The sequence below is a fragment of the Flavobacterium sp. genome, assembly GCF_046153165.1.
Lineage (GTDB): Bacteria > Bacteroidota > Bacteroidia > Flavobacteriales > Flavobacteriaceae > Flavobacterium.
The window spans coordinates 18,654-35,181 of sequence record NZ_JBJXEN010000015.1 but is presented as its reverse complement, the minus strand read 5'-3'; the positions used below and the strand labels follow the sequence as shown (position 1 = coordinate 35,181).

General features: G+C 31.4%; 20 protein-coding genes. All 20 read left to right on the top strand.

The features are described from left to right. Nucleotides 1-40 precede the first annotated feature (40 nt). The 20 genes from ACKVOV_RS02415 to ACKVOV_RS02320 all read left to right on the top strand — a co-directional run bounded on the left by ACKVOV_RS02415 (nt 41) and on the right by ACKVOV_RS02320 (nt 16,526). Nucleotides 41-922 carry a lipid A biosynthesis acyltransferase gene (locus ACKVOV_RS02415; protein WP_409205184.1) on the top strand — a complete coding sequence of 294 codons (882 nt, stop codon included), beginning with the start codon at nt 41-43 and terminating at the stop codon, nt 920-922. A 38-nt stretch (nt 923-960) separates the two neighbouring features. After that, nucleotides 961-2,616 (top strand): phytoene desaturase family protein, encoded by a 1,656-nt coding sequence (locus ACKVOV_RS02410; protein ID WP_409205183.1) that lies wholly within the window; start codon nt 961-963, stop codon nt 2,614-2,616. A gap of 49 nt (nt 2,617-2,665) precedes the next feature. Further along, entirely contained in the window at nt 2,666-3,568 is a 903-nt protein-coding gene (locus tag ACKVOV_RS02405; RefSeq protein ID WP_409205182.1) for a dialkylrecorsinol condensing enzyme DarA, read from the top strand. A gap of 17 nt (nt 3,569-3,585) precedes the next feature. Further along, on the top strand, nt 3,586-4,719 hold the full coding sequence (locus tag ACKVOV_RS02400; RefSeq protein WP_409205181.1) for a beta-ketoacyl-ACP synthase III: 1,134 nt from the start codon (nt 3,586-3,588) through the stop codon (nt 4,717-4,719). 6 nt (nt 4,720-4,725) lie between these two features. After that, entirely contained in the window at nt 4,726-5,160 is a 435-nt protein-coding gene (locus ACKVOV_RS02395) for a hypothetical protein (protein WP_409205180.1), read from the top strand. A gap of 12 nt (nt 5,161-5,172) precedes the next feature. Further along, entirely contained in the window at nt 5,173-5,634 is a 462-nt protein-coding gene (locus tag ACKVOV_RS02390; RefSeq protein WP_034099446.1) for an ABC transporter permease, read from the top strand. A gap of 6 nt (nt 5,635-5,640) precedes the next feature. Continuing rightward, nucleotides 5,641-6,045, top strand: coding sequence for a hypothetical protein (locus ACKVOV_RS02385; protein WP_409205179.1), 405 nt, complete (start codon nt 5,641-5,643; stop codon nt 6,043-6,045). Next, nucleotides 6,045-7,043: a BtrH N-terminal domain-containing protein gene (locus ACKVOV_RS02380; protein WP_409205178.1), complete on the top strand. Its 999-nt coding sequence runs from the start codon at nt 6,045-6,047 to the stop codon at nt 7,041-7,043. The genes ACKVOV_RS02385 and ACKVOV_RS02380 overlap by 1 nt, the downstream gene beginning before the upstream one ends. A 61-nt stretch (nt 7,044-7,104) precedes the next feature. Then, a complete protein-coding gene (locus ACKVOV_RS02375) occupies nt 7,105-7,803 on the top strand; it encodes an ABC transporter ATP-binding protein (protein WP_409205204.1) in 699 nt (232 codons plus the stop codon). After that, nucleotides 7,793-9,076 (top strand): ABC transporter permease, encoded by a 1,284-nt coding sequence (locus tag ACKVOV_RS02370; RefSeq protein WP_409205177.1) that lies wholly within the window; start codon nt 7,793-7,795, stop codon nt 9,074-9,076. Before ACKVOV_RS02375 ends, ACKVOV_RS02370 begins: the two co-directional genes overlap by 11 nt. Next, on the top strand, nt 9,051-9,500 hold the full coding sequence (locus ACKVOV_RS02365) for an acyl-CoA thioesterase (RefSeq protein ID WP_409205176.1): 450 nt from the start codon (nt 9,051-9,053) through the stop codon (nt 9,498-9,500). Before ACKVOV_RS02370 ends, ACKVOV_RS02365 begins: the two co-directional genes overlap by 26 nt. A gap of 2 nt (nt 9,501-9,502) precedes the next feature. Continuing rightward, the gene (locus ACKVOV_RS02360; protein WP_409205175.1) at nt 9,503-10,639 is read left to right on the top strand and encodes a beta-ketoacyl-[acyl-carrier-protein] synthase family protein; all 1,137 of its coding nucleotides are present in this window, start codon (nt 9,503-9,505) and stop codon (nt 10,637-10,639) included. After that, a complete protein-coding gene (locus ACKVOV_RS02355) occupies nt 10,639-11,256 on the top strand; it encodes a 3-oxoacyl-ACP synthase (protein WP_409205174.1) in 618 nt (205 codons plus the stop codon). The genes ACKVOV_RS02360 and ACKVOV_RS02355 overlap by 1 nt, the downstream gene beginning before the upstream one ends. A 1-nt stretch (nt 11,257) precedes the next feature. Further along, entirely contained in the window at nt 11,258-11,515 is a 258-nt protein-coding gene (locus ACKVOV_RS02350) for a phosphopantetheine-binding protein (RefSeq protein WP_409205173.1), read from the top strand. A 172-nt stretch (nt 11,516-11,687) separates the two neighbouring features. Further along, a complete protein-coding gene (locus tag ACKVOV_RS02345) occupies nt 11,688-12,242 on the top strand; it encodes a hypothetical protein (RefSeq protein WP_409205172.1) in 555 nt (184 codons plus the stop codon). Nucleotides 12,243-12,275: 33 nt separating this feature from the next. Then, the gene (locus ACKVOV_RS02340) at nt 12,276-13,475 is read left to right on the top strand and encodes a beta-ketoacyl-[acyl-carrier-protein] synthase family protein (protein WP_409205171.1); all 1,200 of its coding nucleotides are present in this window, start codon (nt 12,276-12,278) and stop codon (nt 13,473-13,475) included. Then, nucleotides 13,472-14,536, top strand: a complete 1,065-nt coding sequence (locus ACKVOV_RS02335) for a beta-ketoacyl synthase N-terminal-like domain-containing protein (protein WP_409205170.1) — start codon at nt 13,472-13,474, stop codon at nt 14,534-14,536. The genes ACKVOV_RS02340 and ACKVOV_RS02335 overlap by 4 nt, the downstream gene beginning before the upstream one ends. Further along, nucleotides 14,530-15,306, top strand: a complete 777-nt coding sequence (locus tag ACKVOV_RS02330) for a polysaccharide deacetylase family protein (protein WP_409205169.1) — start codon at nt 14,530-14,532, stop codon at nt 15,304-15,306. The genes ACKVOV_RS02335 and ACKVOV_RS02330 overlap by 7 nt, the downstream gene beginning before the upstream one ends. After that, entirely contained in the window at nt 15,296-15,928 is a 633-nt protein-coding gene (locus ACKVOV_RS02325) for a LolA family protein (protein ID WP_409205168.1), read from the top strand. Before ACKVOV_RS02330 ends, ACKVOV_RS02325 begins: the two co-directional genes overlap by 11 nt. Further along, a complete protein-coding gene (locus tag ACKVOV_RS02320) occupies nt 15,897-16,526 on the top strand; it encodes a hypothetical protein (RefSeq protein WP_409205167.1) in 630 nt (209 codons plus the stop codon). The genes ACKVOV_RS02325 and ACKVOV_RS02320 overlap by 32 nt, the downstream gene beginning before the upstream one ends. The last annotated feature ends 2 nt before the right edge of the window (nt 16,527-16,528 follow it).

Genomic DNA, 16,528 nt, shown 5'->3' with positions numbered 1-16,528 from the left:
AGTCTAACTGTCTAAAAGGTCTAGCAATCTGCAATATAAAATGGCTCAATGGGATGGAAAATCTAGGGGAACAGTCTTAGGCTATAAGATTTTTGTTTTTTTTATAAAAAAAGCAGGAATCAAGTCCGCATATTTTATTCTTTATTTTGTAGCTTGTTATTATTTTCTCTTTCTTAAGAAAAGTAATCGGGCTATTTTTTATTATTTTAAAGAGCGATTAGGTTATTCTTATTTCAAATCAAAAAGAATGGTTTTCATGAGTTATTATACTTTTGGACAAACCATTCTCGATAAAGTGTCTATTTCTGCAGGAATGCAAAATAGATTCACTTATGAGTTTGATGGAGTAGAAATACTAAAAAAATTGTTAGAAGAAAAAAAAGGAGGTGTACTTATTAGTGCACATATTGGAAACTTCGAAATAGCAGAACATTTCTTTAGCGAAATAGATGTCGATTTTCAAATTAACCTTGTAACTACCGACTTAGAGCATTCTGCAATAAAGAATTATCTCGAAAAAATCTCGAAAAAATCAAGTATTAAATTAATCTTAATAAAAGATGATTTATCTCATATTTTCGAGATAAATGCTGCTTTAGCTAGAAACGAATTAGTTTGTTTTACAGGTGATAGATATTTTGAAGGAGTAAAATCATTATCAGAAGAATTATTAGGACAGGAGGCAAAATTCCCTGCAGGACCATTTCTTATTGCCTCAAGACTAAAAGTCCCAGTGGTTTTTGTCTATGTAATGAAAGAAAAGAACCTACATTATCATCTTTATACCAGAGAAGCACAGGTAAATCACCGCAACGAAAAAGCATTGTTAAAAGAATATACACAAAGTCTCGAATCGATGCTAAAAGAATATCCATTACAATGGTTTAATTATTTCGATTTTTGGACCCAATTGAAAGAATAAAATAAAGACACATTTTTTATAAAACTTCAAAACATATTATGGAAGAATTTGATACAATAATAATAGGTTCTGGAGCGGGAGGATTAGCAACAGCTCTTTGTTTGTCAAGAGCAGGACAAAAAGTTTTGGTGCTAGAACAACATTATGTACCAGGAGGATGGAGTCATAGTTTTACGATAAAAGGGCAACGTTTTAGTCCAGGAGTTCATTATATGGGCCTGGTAGATGAAGGTCACTCAACAAATGAATTGTATAAAGGATTAGGAATTGCAAATGACCTTGTTTTTTTTAGAATGAATAAAAATGGTTATGACCATTGTATTATTAATGATAAAAAATTTGATCTTCCTGCGGGGACAAAAAATCTAGAAGCGAGTCTTATTAAACAATTTCCAAAAGAAGAAAAGAATATAAAGGAATACCTTCATTTAATTAAAAAAGTTAATGAAGAGCTACAATTAATACCAACCTTAAAAGGGTTTTGGCAAAATATAACAGTGCCATTTAGAACAAAACATTTTGGGAAATTTGCACTATTTACCTTAAAAAGAGTTATCGATTGGCATATAAAAGATCCTATGCTAAAAGCAGTACTAAACTCACAGTGTGGTGATCACGGTTTGCCTCCAAATAAAGCCAGTTTTCCTGTTCATTGTTCTGCGATGAACCATTACCTAGAAGGAGGTTTTTATCCCATGGGCGGTGGTGGCGGTATTGTAAAAGCAATGACAAACAAAATAAAAAGTTATGGAGGCTTAGTTAGAACGCAACAATCAGTTTCTAAAATTTTAGTAAAAAACAATACAGCTTTCGGAGTTGAATTAGCAGATGGAACCCAAGTTTTAGCAAAAAATGTAGTGTCTAATGCTGATCCTGCCGTGACATTTCTAAAATTAATTGGCAGTGAAAATATTAGCAAAAAATTAAATAAAAAATTAACAAAAACTAAATATTCAGTCACATCATTAATTCTTTTTTTGACATTAGATATGGATGTAACTAAACTGGGAATAGATTCAGGTAATATATGGAGGTTTAAAGACGAAAATCTAGATCAACATTTTGAAACATTAACCAAAGGAGATATTCTTTCAGGTGACGAATTTCCGGCTCTTTTCTTTAGTTGTTCTACGCTAAAAGATCCTACAAGTTTCAACGGAAGATATTATAATTTTGAAGCTGTTACTTATGTAGATTATGATAGTTTTAAAGAATTTGAAGGAATGGATGATTATCATTGTCCAGAATATCAGAAATTTAAAGAACGAATCATCGAAAAATTTATGAATAGCATAGAAAAAATGATTCCAAATGCGAAACAAAATATTGCTCAAGTCGAATTAGGAACACCAAAAACCAATCAGTTTTATATAAATGCAACAAGAGGAAATGTATACGGAACCGAAAAAACGTTAAATCAAGTAGGTCCATTTACATATAAAAATAAATCTGAAATAGACAATCTATACCTTTGCGGATCAAGTACATTGTCTCACGGAGTAACTGGAGCAACCTATTCAGGAATAGAAACTGCAGCAAGAATTCTTAATTGTACAAAAGATGATTTGCTAATAGAAGATGCAAACCAGAAATTACGAATTTATGATGCTGAAGACAAAACTACTTGGCCAGAATGGATAAATGTAAAAAGGTCAGATAAAGCTAGAACTTTTAAGGAAATAAATACAATTTAGAATATTACCACTTTTTAAATTAAATTTGCGTTGCTAAACAATTACTCAAATGAAAAATGTTCTTGTCATTTATTATTCGCAATCAGGTCAATTAGAATCTATCGCTAGAAATATTGCAAAACCATTATTAAATTCTGAAGAAATTAATGTTGTATTTCATGAAATTCAATTAGAAAAACCTTTTCCATTTCCTTGGGATAAAGAAGCTTTTTTTAATGCTTTTCCAGAATCTTTTTTGCAAATTCCAACAGAATTAAAACCTATTCCTGCCGAAATAGTAAATCAGAAATTCGATTTAATTCTTTTGCATTATCAAGTTTGGTATTTGTCACCATCTATTCCTATTAACTCGTTTTTAAAAAGTTCGGAAGCCAAAATACTTTTCAATAATACACCTGTTGTAACTATCAGTGGTTCTCGAAATATGTGGGTTATGGCACAAGAAAAGATTAAAGTTTTATTAAATAATAATAATGCACAACTAAAAGGAAATGTAGCTTTAGTAGATAGAGTGGGCAACTTAATAAGTGTGATTACTATTGTAGAATGGATGTTTTCTGGAGTAAAAAAGAAATATTTAGGAATCTTTCCCTTGCCAGGAGTTTCCGAAAAAGATATTTTTGAATCATCAAAATTTGGAGAAATAATCAACAAAAACCTTCAAAACAACAATTTTGATCAGCTTCAAACTCAATTATTGGAAAATAATGCAGTAAAAATAAGTTCTTATTTAGTTAAAGTTGATAAAACGGCTAATAAAATCTTTAATAAATGGGCAAATTTTATCAATAATAAAAAACAATCAAGAAAAACATGGCTAAAAATATTTAATATCTATTTATGGCTTGCAATATGGTTAATCTCACCAATTGTATATATCTTGCACGTTTTTTCATATCCTTTTGTGATTAACAAAATTAGAAGAGAAAAAGCATATTATCAAGGCGTTTAAAATACAATAACAATACTATGTTTGATGTTTACATAACAAAATCTGGAAAATATTTACCAAATCAAGCTATCTCAAACGATGAGATGGAGAACTACTTGGGACTTATAAATGAAGCAACATCTAAAGCAAGAAGAATAATTTTACGAAACAATAAAATTGTGAGTCGTTATTATGCTATAGATAAATATGGAAATAGCACACACAGCAATGCTGAATTAACAAAAAATGCAATAGCGGAATTGTTCGACCAAAGTTTTACAGCTCAAGATATGGAATTATTATCCTGCGGAACTTCTACACCAGATGTATTCTTGCCGTCTCACGCAGCAATGGTTCACGGATTGTTAAAAAATAAATCAGTCGAATTAAATTCTTCTACGGGAGTTTGTTGTGCGGGAATGAATTCATTAAAATTCGGATATCTTTCAGTAAAATCAGGAAACACAAAAAATGCAGTTTGTACAGGTTCAGAAAAAGTATCTACTTGGATGAAATCTGAAAAATACGAACAAGAAGTTGTTAATTTAAAACACCTAGAAGAACAACCAATAGTAGCGTTCAAAAAAGATTTTTTACGTTGGATGTTATCTGACGGAGCAGCAGCTTTCTTGTTAGAAAATGAACCAAAAGGTGAAATTTCACTCAAAATAGAATGGATGGAAGCCTTCTCTTACGCTTATGAGCTTGAAGCTTGTATGTATGCTGGTGGAGATAAATTAGAAAATGGAGAATTAAAACCTTGGAGTGATTACCATCCAGAGGAATGGCTTAATGAATCTATATTTTCTATCAAACAAGATGTGAAATTATTAGACAAAAATATTTTAATAAAAGGAGCTCAAAGCATGAAAGAAGCGTTGGATAAAAACAAGGTTTCAGCAGATCAAATAGATTATTTCTTGCCTCATGTTTCTTCTCATTATTTTGTCGAAGGGCTAAAAAAATCTTTCGCCGAAAACGGAATGATTATTCCAAGCGAAAAATGGTTTATGAACCTTGCACAAGTAGGAAACGTCGGTTCGGCTTCAATATATTTGGCATTAAATGAATTAATGAATTCTGGAAAACTTAAAAAAGGAGACAAAATTCTTTTATCAGTACCAGAAAGTGGCCGTTTTTCTTATGCGTATGCTTATTTAACTGTTTGCTAGAAAAATATGGAAACATCAAATGCTATTTTTGAAAAAGAGTTTGTAGAAAATTTGTTGCCACAAAAGTTTCCTTTTGTCATGGTCGATAAAATGTACTCTTATACCGAAACCTCTTTAGTTTCAGGACTAAAAATACAAAGTGATAATATTTTTTATCATAACGGAAGCTTCGTGGAAGCTGGATTAGTAGAACATATGGCGCAATCAGTAGCGTTACACACAGGATATCAATTTTATTTAAAACAAGAACCTGCGCCAACAGGTTACATAGGTTCAATTAAAGATATTGAGATAAAAGAATTGCCAAAATTAGATGACGAAATTCAAACAACAGTTTCTATTCTTCAAGAATTTGGAGGAATAACTTTAGTTGATATTGTTACAAAATTAAATGGTGTAGAAATCGCTACTGGCCAAATGAAAACGGTTTTAGCCAAATAATTTCAATAAGAAATGGATACAACTATAGACATAAAAAACTATTTGCCTCATCGTAAGCCTTTTTTAATGGTTGATATGATTCTGATAATGGATGAAGAAAAAGTTGAAACCATTTTTGAAATAAAAAGCGATAATATATTTATTCAAAACAATACTTTTATAGAAGCTGGATTAATAGAAAATGCGGCTCAAACCTGTTCTTCAATTGTTGCAAAAGATTATTTTGTAGATGAAAATAATGAAGACAAATCTGGCGTAGATGTGGTTGGATTTATAAGTGCAATAAAATCATTAAAAATTCATAAACTTCCAGAGGTTGGAAGTACAATCAAAACAATTTCAACTTTAGTATCAAAATTCGTAACAGACGATTATAGTTTATGTACGATGAGTTGTCAAACTTTCAATAATGAAGAATTACTTTTAGAAGGAGAGATCAATCTTTTTATTCAAGAAAATCATTCAAAACAATAGAAAGCTATGAAAGAAAACGAAGTTCCACAAGACAAAGGCAATCTTTCTAAAAGCAACATGAAAGAATTGGTTTATGCAACAGATGAAAAAGGCAACTATACAACGGCTTTAAGCACAGGTTGGGAACCAAAAACGATAGCGCTTTCTAATTCTATTGATGAAATAAACGAACGAATTGCTACTGCAAAAGAACAAGTAAAAAATGGAGAAGTAAGTCCAATTGTTTATTTTATGGAATTCTCTAAAATGGATATTGGTGTGCTGTCTAGTTATGTTGGTATGTGGCAATGGCGAGTAAAAAGACATTTCAAGCCTACCATTTTTGCTAAATTAAATGATACTATTTTACAGAAATATGCCGAAACTTTTAATATTTCGGTTCATGAATTAAGAAATTTTAAAACAGATTAATGGAAATCAATTTCACACATCATCAATCTGCGCATTGCGAAAACGGAGTAGCTTCTAATTTGCTTAAAAACAATGGTTTGAATATTAGTGAACCTATGGTTTTCGGTATTGGATCAGGGCTTTTCTTTGTTTATTTACCATTTATAAAAGTAAATTATGCCCCAGCAATAAGTTATAGACCAATGCCTGGCGCTATTTTCAACAAATTAGCAAAACGATTAGGATTAAAAATAAAAAGACAAAAATTTTCTAGCGAAGCAAATGCTGTAAAAGCTTTGGATGAAAATCTGAAAAATAAAATTCCTACAGGATTGCAAGTGGGCGTTTACAATTTAACCTATTTCCCAGACGAGTATCGTTTTCATTTCAACGCTCATAATTTAGTCGTTTACGGCAAAACCGAAACCGATTATCTCATCAGCGATCCAGTAATGGAAACTGTGACGACACTCACACACCAAGAACTAAATAAAGTACGTTTTGCTAAAGGAGCTTTTGCGCCAAGAGGACAAATGTATTACCCAATTCATATTCCTGCTACTATCGATTTAAAAAGTGCTATAATCAAAGGTATTAAGAATAGTTGTCGAGATATGTTAGCTCCTGCGCCCATTATTGGTGTTAGAGGAATAAAGTTTGTAGCCAGTCGAATTAGAAAATGGCCAGTAAAACACGGAACCAAAAAAGCCAACCATTATCTAGCTCAAATGGTCAGAATGCAAGAAGAAATAGGCACTGGTGGTGGTGGTTTTCGATTTATTTATGCTGCTTTTCTACAAGAATCGGCTGTAATTCTAGAAAATGAAAAACTAAAAGAATTATCACAAGAAATGACAATAATTGGCGATTTATGGAGAGATTTTGCTGTAAATGCCTCTAGAGTATACAAAAACAGAAGCACACAAGCTGATGTTTACAATACCATCGCCGATCAACTATTAGATATTGCGAATAAAGAAGAAGTTTTTTTTAAAAAATTAAAAGCAGCCATTAGCTAATATTATTTTGAAACCCATTATCCAAATAACCCAACTCTCCAAAAAGTACAAAGATGCCGAAATGTATTCTTTGAGTGACTTTACACTTTCTATATATGAAGGTCAGATTTTTGGTTTGTTAGGACCAAATGGAGCTGGGAAAACAACTCTAATATCCATGCTTTGCGGATTAGTAAAACCAACATCAGGAAGTTTTTCGATTGATGATTTGTCGTATGCAAAAAATTCTAGCGAGATAAAAAAAATAATTGGAGTAGTTCCTCAAGAATATGCATTATATCCAACATTAACCGCAAGGGAAAACTTACTATATTTTGGAAGTATGTATGGTTTAAAAGGAAATGATTTAAAGGAAAAAGTAATCGAAAGCCTTGATTTTTTAGGATTGTTAAAATTTGCCGACAAACGAATAGAAACTTTTTCTGGCGGAATGAAACGCCGAATTAATCTCATCGCAGGAATTTTGCACAATCCAAAAGTGCTTTTTCTAGACGAACCAACAGTTGGTGTCGATGTGCAATCTAAAAATGCGATTATCGATTATCTGAAAAAACTCAACAAAAACGGGACGACTATAATATATACTTCACATCATTTATCCGAAGCACAGGATTTTTGTACCGATATTGCTATTGTCGATAGAGGAAAAATTTATGCAGAAGGAACACCAAATAACTTGATTGCTTCCACTGCAAACGCTCGAAATTTGGAAGATGTTTTTATTGCATTAACCGGTAAAGAATTGCGAGATGATATATAAATTGTTCATGTCGGTTTACAAAGAATTCCTACTCTTAAAAAGAGATATAGGCGGCGTTGTCATTCTGTTTATCATGCCATTGGTGCTCATAATTACAGTAACTTTAATTCAAGACAGCACTTTCAAAACAGTTAGCGATGCCAAAATCCCGATTCTTTTGGTTGATAACGACAACGGGAATGTATCTAAAACGGTTTTCGATAATTTACAAAAAAGCAATATTTTTACGGTTGTTACCAAAATAAATGACGAACAACTAACCGAATCATCGGCTAAAGAAGCCGTTTTTAAAGGAAAATATCAATTAGCCATTATTATTCCAGAAAAACTAAGTGTCGATTTGCAATCTAAAATCGACCAAAATGTTGAAAAAATAACAGCTAGTTTAGGAATGACCGATACTTTGGCTAAAGCTGAAAAGACTACAATTGTCAATCAAAAAGAAGTGAAATTGTATTTTGATCCTGCGGTGCAAATGAGTTTCAAAAATGCTGTCATGAGTTCTATTGACAAAATGATTTCTCAAATAGAAACTAAATCGATTTATGCTACTTTCCAAGCGCAATTAGGAGAAGAAACAACCAGTTTCGAACAAAAAAGTTTTATCACATTCAAAGAAATTGTTCCAAAAGTGAATAATGAAGAAATTATTCCAAATTCTGTCCAACACAATGTACCAGCTTGGACTTTGTTTGCTATCTTTTTTATTGTAATTCCATTGTCTATCAATATTGTAAAAGAAAAATCACAAGGGACTTTTGTTCGGCTAAGAACTAATCCAGTTCCTAATGTGATTGTTATTGCTGGAAAAACGATTACGTATTTAATTATTTGTATGATTCAGTTTTACATGATGATTTTAGTGGCAATTTTTTTATTTCCACACATTGGCTTGCCATCATTAAATGTAGAAGGCAACTTATTTTTGATGAGTATAGTAGCGCTATTTTCAGGATTTGGAGCTATTGGCTTCGGAATATTATTAGGAACAATCGCTAAAACACAAGAACAATCTGCACCGTTTGGTGCCACTTCTGTTATTATATTGGCAGCAATAGGAGGTATTTGGGTTCCTGTTTTTGCTATGCCAAAAATGATGCAACTCATAGCGCAATCTTCTCCTATGAATTGGGGATTGAATGCCTTTTATGATGTGCTTTTGCGTCATGGTTCTATTGTAGATATTCTACCAGAAATAAGTTTATTATTTTTATTTTTCATAATTACCACAACCATTGCATTGAAGTATGATAAGAAGAAAAGAGCAGTTTAACGAAGCCTCTCAATTAACAATTTCACATGAAATTAGAGTGAGATTTAATGAAACAGATCCTTTAGGAATCGTGTGGCATGGTTATTATATTACTTATTTTGAAGACGGTCGTGAAGCATTTGGTCGTCAACACGGGCTTTCATATCTCGATATTTTCGATAGTGGATTTACAACACCCATAGTCAAATCAACTTGCGAGCACAAGTTGTCTTTACGTTATGGCGATGTGGGTCGAATAGAAACTACAATTGTAGATACGCCTGCTGCCAAAATGATTTATAGATATGTTATTTATGATGCCAATAACGAGATTGCTTGTACAGGAGAAACTGTTCAGGTTTTTTTAGATAAAAATGGCGATTTAATGCTAACCAATCCACCTTTTTATGAGGAATGGAAACGTAAAGTTGGTTTAATAAAATAAAAATGGTCAAAGAAGTATTTATTACCGAAACAAACTGCATTACACCGATCGGGTTTGATGTTATCACCAATATTCAAAACATTGAAAGTGGCATTTCTGGTATTCAATTACATCAGAATGGCATGTTGAACAAACCATTTTATGCGTCAACAATCAATAATGAGGAATTAAATTTGGCTTTCGCTAAAATTTCTCCATCAGAGAATTTCACAAGATTAGAAAAAATGATGATTTTGGCTTTGCAACCCATAGTTGAAAACTCAAAATTAGATTTGAATAATAAAGTTGGTTTCCTACTTTCTACAACCAAAGGAAATATTACAGCATTAGCAAATCCCTCAGAGGAGAGTTTTCAAAATTCACATTTACATCAATTAGCAAAAAATATTTCTAATTTTTTCGGATTCAGAGCCGAACCAATTGTCGTTTCAAATGCTTGTGTTTCTGGAATTTTAGCAGTTTCAGTTGCCAAAAGATTGATTCAGTGCGAAATGTTCGACAATATATTTGTAGTGGCTGGCGATGAAGTTTCCGAGTTTGTTTTGTCCGGATTCAATTCCTTTCAAGCCATGAGCGATTTACCATGCAAACCCTATTCAAAAAATAGAACTGGAGTTTCTCTTGGCGAAGCAACAGCAGCGGTTTTGGTTTCAGCTAATAAAGAAAATGCTAAAATAAAAATTATTGGTGATGGTGCTATAAACGATGCCAATCATATTTCTGGACCATCAAGAACGGGTGAAGGACTTTATCGAAGTATCGAAAGGGCTTTGGCGGAAGCCAAAATAAACGCAAATCAAATCGATTATATTTCTGCTCACGGAACAGCAACACCTTTTAATGACGAAATGGAAGCTATCGCATTCAACAGATTAGAATTAGAAAATGTTCCGATAAATAGTCTAAAAGGATTTTACGGACATACTTTAGGCGCTTCTGGATTACTAGAAACCGTTATTGGAATTCAATCTGTTTTACAAAATAAATTATTTGTTTCTTTAGGTTTTGATGAGATGGGAGTTACTCAACCCATTAATATTATTAAAGAAAATCAAGATAAAAACTGCAACTATTTCTTAAAAACAGCTTCTGGTTTTGGTGGTTGCAATACAGCAGTTTTATTCGAAAAAATAAAATAATGTTAGAAAATAAAACCTACATACAATCCTTCTGCACCATTCAGAATAATGAAATTATACTGAATGGGGAATCGATTTTTAAATCAGATTCTGATCTGTTTTCTGATTTTTCAAAAAAAGCATATCAGAATTTCGATATTAATTACCCGAAGTTTTTCAAAATGGATAGTTTGAGTAAATTGGCTTTTCTGGCGGCTGAATTACTTTTAAAAAACGAGATAGACGAATCTAAAGAAAATAATATTGCTTTGGTTTTTGCCAATAAATCATCAAGTTTGGATACCGATGTAAAATACCAAAACTCCATTTCCGATAAGGAAAATTATTTTCCGTCTCCAGCAGTTTTCGTTTACACGTTACCCAATATTTGCATCGGAGAAATTAGTATTAAGCACCAATTGAAAAGTGAAAATTCTTTTTTTATCTTTGACGCGTTCCATTCGGAATTCATGACAAATTATGCCAACGTACTTTTGCATACAAAAAAAGCAGAAAAAGTACTTTGCGGTTGGGTCGAATATTATAACGAAGAATACAAAGCATTCCTTTATTTGGTTGCCAACGAAGGGAAAACAGAACATAATAAAGAAATAATAGAAAATTTATATAACAAATAATATGGAAGCGTTAAAACAAGAATTAAAAGAAAAAATCATTGAAGTTCTAAACTTAGAAGATATAAATGCAGCAGATGTAGCAGATAATGATGCCCTATTTGGCGACGGATTAGGATTAGATTCTATCGACGCTTTAGAGCTTATTGTTATGCTTGACAAAGATTACGGAATCAAATTAGTAGATCCAAAAGAAGGAAAAAATATTTTTCAATCTATCGAAACTATGGCAGCTTATATCACTGCAAACAGAACAAAATAGTTTTTTGATTTTGGCGTTACCACAAGGGTCGGGCTTTTCGTTGCAAACAAAGTTCACTGAACTCAAATGAAAATAGAAGTGTAGTGAAGTAATCTTTTTTTTCGAAGAAAAACCTCAAAAAAGGATTTCCACTGCAATCCCTAACGCAAACCATCGAGTTATAAGAAACCAGTTGGCAAGATTTAAGAAAAATTATATTGACAATATGGATATAAATGTTAGAGAAAAACTAATTAGATTTTTAGGATATATATTAGCATCGATATTTTTTTTAGGATTTATAATTCTATATGTAGGTCTTGATGGGAATATATTATTTGCTGGAATTGGGACATTAATTTTATTGCCATTTGTAATTTGGTTTTTGATTCTAAACTTAAAAGAGAAAAAGTTAAACACAGAAGAGAAAGCAGAAATTCAGAAACTAAAAAAATATGGTGAAAAAATAATTGTTAATCTTGAAAATGTTAAAATAAATTCAAATTCTTGGAAACAAGAAGTTAGAAAAACGTCAAGATATGAAGATGAAGTTTCTCACGTTGATATTAGCTTAAATTCGATTGAGATAAAAATTCCATATAGGAGTGAATTCATTAATTATAGTATTCACGTAAATATGGAAACGACTAAATTGAAAATGCATTTTGCTATAAAAAGAGAAACTATTCTATACGTAGATTTAAAAGACAAAAATAAAAATTATTTAGATTTAGAATTTCTAAATTAAATAACTTTTACAACACAGAAATCTAAAATTAAAATGAAAGGAGTTGCAATCACGGGAATGGGAATTATTTCGGCAATCGGAAATTCGGTTGAAGAAAATTATGCTTCATTACTAAATAACAAAACGGCAATTACAACCATCGAAAATATTTCGACGGTACATGCTGATTTGAGAAAAGTGGGTGAAATCAAGAAAACCAACCAAGAGTTAGCTGATGAACTTCAACTTCCTTTGGATAATAATTTTTCGAGAACCACTATGATTGGTGCCATTGCAGCCAAACAAGCAGTTGCAAATGCAGGAATTACTTCGATAAATGAATACAAAACAGGACTAATTTCGGCAACTAGCGTTGGTGGAATGGACATGACCGAAAGATATTATTACGATTATTTCGAAAAGCCAGAAACCATCAAATATATAAGTTGTCATGATGGTGGCGATGTGGCTCAAAAAATAGCAAATGAATTAGGCTTAAACGGAATGGTAACTACAATAAGCACTGCTTGTTCGTCGGCAGCCAATTCGATTATGCTAGGTGCGAGATTAATAAAATCAGGAAAACTAGATCGAGTGATTGTGGGCGGAACTGATGCTTTGGCAAAATTCACCATCAACGGATTTAAAACCTTGATGATTTTATCGGATGGATATAATATGCCATTTGATAATGATAGAAAAGGATTAAATTTAGGTGAAGCCGCAGCTTTTTTAGTATTAGAATCCGATGAAATTGTAAAAAAAGAAAACAAAAAAGTACTTGCAAGAGTTTCTGGTTACGGAAATGCAAACGATGCTTTTCATCAAACCGCCTCTTCCGAAAACGGAGATGGTGCCTTTCTAGCCATGGAAAAAGCTTTTCAAGTTTCGGGTTTAAAATCAGAGCAAATTGATTATATCAATGTGCATGGAACAGCAACGCCTAACAATGATTTATCAGAAGGAAGAGCAATAGTTAGAGTTTTTGGCGAGAATAATATTCCCGATTTTAGTTCAACAAAACCATTTACAGGTCACACATTAGCAGCAGCAGCAGCAATTGAAGCAGTTTATAGTGTTTTGGCAATACAGAACAATGTGGTTTTTCCTAATTTGAATTTCAAAACACCTATGGAAGAGTTTAATATGATTCCGCAAACCACTTTAAAACAAAAAAATATCGAACACGTTTTGTCGAATTCATTCGGATTTGGTGGAAATTGTTCGACTGTAATTTTTTCTAAAAGCGAATGAGAAAGACATATATAAATGGTGTAGGTTGTATTTCGGCGCAAAAAACGTTCGACACAATTTTTTTGGAAGAAGCAATAATAAACGAAACAGAGAATGTTTTACCATTAGAAATTCCTGTTTACAAAGATTTTATCTCACCAACAGCAATTCGAAGAATGGCAAAAGGAGTGAAAAACGGCATTGTAGCTTCTACATTAGCTATGAAAGAAGCGAATACTGAAAACTTTGACGCTATTATTACAGGAACTGGAATGGGTTGCATAGACGATTCTGATAAATTCCTAAGAGCATTAATCGATAATAAGGAAGAATTTTTGACACCTACTTCTTTTATCCAATCTACTCATAATACAGTGGGTTCTCAAATTGCTTTAGGATTGCAATGCAAAGCCTATAATTTTACGTATGTAAACGGTTCAGTCTCTTTTGAATCTGCACTTTTAGATGCAAAATTACAGTTTGATGAAAACGAAGCTTCCTCAATTTTAATTGGCGGAATAGACGAAATGAACGATTATACAGCATCGCTTTTTAAATTGGCTGGATTCATAAAACAAGACAATGAGAGTCCGTATAAAGTCTTAAATTCAACTACAAAAGGAGTTGTATATAGCGAAGGCGCTACTTTTTTTGTTCTTGAAGATAAAAAACAACAGAATTCGTATGCTGAGGTTTTAGATGTTGAAATCATTAATAAACTTCATATAGATGAAGTTGAAACAAAAATAATTGATTTCTTGAAATCAAATAGTTTGCAAATTTCAGATATCGATGTGGTAGTTTTGGGTTATAATGGTGATGTAGAAACGGATATTTTTTATAAAAATATTGCTGAAAATACTTTTGCAAAAACACAGCAAGTTTATTATAAACATTTGTCAGGCGAGTACAATACAGCTTCCGCTTTTGGATTATGGGTTGGCGCAAAGATTATAAAAACGCAACAAATTCCTGAAATTCTAAAAGTCAATCATTTAGGAAAAATAGACTATAAAACCATACTTTTATACAATCAATACAAAGGAATCGATCATAGTTTTACTTTAATTTCAAGATGCTAAATTACAGAAATACAAATATTGTTTTTTTTGTACTTCTTGCCTTACTATTACTTCTTAGTTTTTTTGTAAGGGTAAATTGGTGGTTATTTCTGTTGCTATTTACAGCTAGATTTATAATTATTGTCATAGGATCTTCTCAAATCCCTTTAAATTTCCACTTGAAAGCGTATTGTAATAATCCATCAGAAAAAGAAAAGAATGTTGCGCTAACATTTGATGACGGGCCACACGAAATGACATTATTGGTTTTAGATATTTTGAAAAAACACAATGCAAAAGCTACTTTTTTTTGTATTGGTAAGAATGTAGAAAAACATCCTGAAATTTTAAAAAAAATTATTTCTGAAGGTCATATCGTAGGGAATCATTCTTTCAATCATTCTCGTCTTTTCGATTTTTATAGAAAAGACAAATTAATAGCCGAAATTTTAAAAACGGATGCATTAATTGAAAAAATTTCAGAAAAAAAAACTATTTTGTTTCGTCCACCTTTTGGTGTTACAAATCCTTCTATCAGAAGAGCTTTAGAGGTAACAAAACACCATGTTATTGGCTGGAATATTCGTTCGTTAGACGGAATTATTAAAAACGAAAAACTGGTTTTTAACAGGATAAAAAAACTAATTTCTCCTGGCGGAATTGTACTTTTGCACGATACGTCCTTACAATCTGTAAAGGCATTGGAACAGTTATTGCTGTTTATTGAAGAAAATGAATATAAAGTTGTTTCGTTAGAGCAACTTTTAGAGATCAAAGCTTATGAAGATTAAAATATCTATAATTGCATTAATTTTATGTTTTTGCAACTTTTCGCTACTTGCTCAAGAGCAAAAAATGACTGAAACAGAAATTGTTTCTTTCAAAAAAACAGTCAAAGAAGTAGCGACAAAAATAAAATCTTTAAGTACGGATTTTGTGCAATACAAACACCTAGATTTTTTATCGAAAGACATAGAAACTTCAGGGAAAATGGCATTCAAAGAACCAAATATGTTACAATGGCAATATAAGAAGCCTTATAGTTATAGTATTGTTTTTAAAAATGGAAAGATTTTTATAGATGACGAAGGTAAGAAGAGTTCAATGGACGTGAGCAGCAGCAAAATTTTCGGAAAAATAAATAAACTTATTGTGGGAAGTGTAAGTGGTGATATGTTTGATGATAAGGAATTTGTGATTTCTTATTTTAAAAATAAAACCAATAACATTACGAAGTTTATCCCAAAAGATGCAGCACTAAAAAAATACATTAAGCAAATTGAGTTAACTTTCGATAAAGATGATGCTACAGTAATTCAAGTTAAATTGCTAGAATCATCGGAAGATTATACACGTATTGTGTTGAAAAATAAAATATTAAATGCAAAAATCGACAGTTCTATTTTTAATTAGTATTCTGTTTTTAGTTACTTCTTGTGCTACAAATCATCTCGAAAAAGAGCTGAAGCCGGTAACTTTAGAAACTACAGTTTATAACGTCCCGTATTTTGCTAATTCCGAAATAGATTATACTTATAAAGCAAATATTTCGGTTTATGGCAATGATATGTCGGGAATTTTTATTGCAAAAAAAATAAATGCAACGACACACAGAGTTGTTTTTACGACCGAATTTGGAAATAAATTATTAGATTTTGAGATTTCTGAAAACAATTTTAAAATAAACTCTATTGTAGATGAATTGAATAGAAAAATATTAATTAATACTTTAAAAAGTGATTTTAAATTGTTGCTAAAAAATCAATTTTTAATAAAAGAACAATTAGAAAATACCGAAAGTAAAGTATATAAATCTGAAGAGGGAACTAAGTTTAATTATCTTTTTGCATCAAAAACAGAAGGTAAACTCTTTAAAATTATACATTCAACCAAAAGAAAAGAACAGATAAATATTGCTTTTAAAGCGGAAAACAATACTTTTGCCGAAAATATTATTATTCAACATTATAATATAAAATTAAGAATAGAGTTAAATTATTTAAAAAATTAAAA